Origin of the sequence: Peribacillus sp. NPDC058002, from assembly GCF_042886655.1 — a bacterium.
Classification (GTDB): Bacteria; Bacillota; Bacilli; order Bacillales; family DSM-1321; genus Peribacillus; species Peribacillus aracenensis.
Window position 1 is genome coordinate 1 of record NZ_JBHVQU010000413.1, and the last position, 2,203, is coordinate 2,203.

The 2,203-nt window shown below is 34.2% G+C and carries 2 protein-coding genes and 1 pseudogene; 2 read left to right on the top strand and 1 reads right to left on the bottom strand.

The window, feature by feature from the left end:
* Positions 1–283: 283 nt before the first annotated feature.
* On the top strand, positions 284–550 hold the full coding sequence (locus ACFVSH_RS25725; protein ID WP_387708602.1) for a DNA/RNA non-specific endonuclease: 267 nt from the start codon (positions 284–286) through the stop codon (positions 548–550).
* A 70-nt stretch (positions 551–620) separates the two neighbouring features.
* A pseudogene (locus ACFVSH_RS25730) lies at positions 621–1,115 on the top strand (immunity protein YezG family protein).
* Positions 1,116–1,217: 102 nt separating this feature from the next.
* Here ACFVSH_RS25730 and ACFVSH_RS25735 read toward each other — a convergent pair.
* The gene (locus tag ACFVSH_RS25735; protein ID WP_387708600.1) at positions 1,218–2,132 is read right to left on the bottom strand and encodes an iron-hydroxamate ABC transporter substrate-binding protein; all 915 of its coding nucleotides are present in this window, start codon (positions 2,130–2,132) and stop codon (positions 1,218–1,220) included.
* Positions 2,133–2,203: the final 71 nt, after the last annotated feature.

The following is a 2,203-nucleotide window of genomic DNA, read 5'->3' on the forward strand; positions in this document are numbered from 1 at the left end:
GCATTATAATAGGTATAATGATAGTCGGTTTGACACGGAAGCTTTGCGGGCATGATGCACGGCCATGCCATCAGGTTTTAGGAGAGTTAGCGACATTTGGGTCAGTCCCAAGAAAAGAAGTGCCAGGCACCTTCCAATTTAGTTGATTTTCTTCAAAAAATAAGAGTATTCGAAATGAAACTCGAATACTCTTATTTTATAGAATGGAGAATAAGTAATAATCGCCCACACTTCTTAATTTCGCATGTTAATTATTCATCATTTTCATTAATAATTCCGTAAAATACTAAAATATGCTCAGGCAAATGTAGGTGGAAAAGACAGATTAGCAGATGATGATGTCGGACATTTAACAGGAGCACAATTTAATGGACCTCCTGATATTGATAATCTTGTACCACAAAATAGTCAAATTAATAGGATGGGTGGAGTTTGGTACGAAATGGAGACTGAGTGGACCAACGCATTGAAAGAGATACGCCCAAGGAAGTCTCTGTTAGCATTGAACCAATCTATTCTAATAATTCAATGCGACCTGATTCCTTTATAGTTAAATATGAAATTGAAGGCCAATTCCCAGTGATTCGTGAGACCGCAAATAAATCAGGAGGCTGATGTTGATGAGTTTTGAAATAGAATTAAACAAGCTATATAGTGAAATTGCACAACAGATTAATGATATGATTCCAATTGAATGGGATAATTTGTGTTTTAATGGTGAAGTTAATGAGAGGGAAGGAGGAGTTTTCTTCTTTTTTAAGCCCAAAGGTGAGGAGTAACACGTTTTTTCACATTATATTCCAAAACTATATAGTGTAGATAAGAGAGCTTACAATAAAGAGCTACATAAGTTATTTCAACTAACTGCTGAACTCCAAAAAGTTTTTACTTTTAATGATCAAGTACCTTGGTTTTCGGTGACATTATTAGTAAATGATACAGGAAGGTTAAATCTACATTTTGATTATACAAATTGGCTTGAAAGTGAATTTGGTCCAACAGCTAGAATTAAGTATTTTGAATATAAATATATAAGCGACAACAAAGAACAGCTAGATTTAGATTTAATAGAGAGAATGAAAGAATTTGAAGAAAATAAAAACAAAAGCACCTGATTGCCTTTTAGGCAACAGGTGCTTTTGTTTTTATGAGATGAAATTCAAGTATAAACCACATTAAAGCAGGAATTATTATTTAAAGAATTCCTGCTTTGCATACTATTTGTTAAGAAAGGATTTTTCGAAAAATTCCAGAAGGTGTTCTAGAGTGATTGGGTCACTGTATGTGGATGCTTTACTATTTATTTCAAATATACGATCGTTCTTAATTGCAGGTATATTTTTCCATGTATCAGTCTCCACAAATGAATTAACCACATCCGGGTTTTTACTAAAGATAATATAATCTCCAGTATACTCAGGAAGCACTTCCGATGAGAGGACATAAATGCCGGATTTAAGTGCTTTTTCTTTTACTTTTTCAGGCATTTTTAAATCCATTGCTTGATACAATATTTCTGTCCCACGTGCATAATTATTTCCGAATACATAAAACTCTTTAGCATCATTTTCAATGACAGAAACGGTTGCATCTTCACCAATTTTTGCGCGTATCGCTTTTCCTGCGGATTCTGTACGCGTTTTGAAATCATTAACCCATTCTTTTGCTTCCTTTTCTTTATTTAATAGTTTTCCGATTTCAATCTGCTGTGATAAATAATCTAATTTTCCCCAAGTGAATACTACAGTTGGAGCAATTTCATTTAGTTTTGCAATATTTTTCATCTCGGATCCCGCTATGATTAGGTCCGGTTCCAGTTCAATGATTTTCTCCAGGTTATCTTCAGATACGACCTCAACGCCCTTTAGTCTTTCTTCAAAAAGCGGATTCATATTAGTCCATTGATCTATCCCGACGATATTACCTTCTAAGGCCAATACATTAGGTCCATTGGAGAGAGCAATTATTCTTTTTGGGTTTTTAGAAATCTCCACAGGACCTGTTTCTGATTGATACGTAACTGTTTCTTTTTTTGTCTTGGATTCATTATCTTCGTTCGCTGCCTCTTGGTTCCCACAAGCACTAAGAATAAGTACAAACAAGAGCAGGAAGGGGATGAATAGCTTTTTCATTCTTATTTTCTCCTTACTAATTATAGTGTAGGTTAAAAACATATCAAAAAAATGCGAGTAATCAATAATGA

Bases quoted from the DNA above. Each gene is read 5' to 3' on its own strand.
- ACFVSH_RS25735 (WP_387708600.1), bottom strand. From the start codon at position 2,132: ATGAAAAAGCTATTCATCCCCTTCCTGCTCTTGTTTGTACTTATTCTT.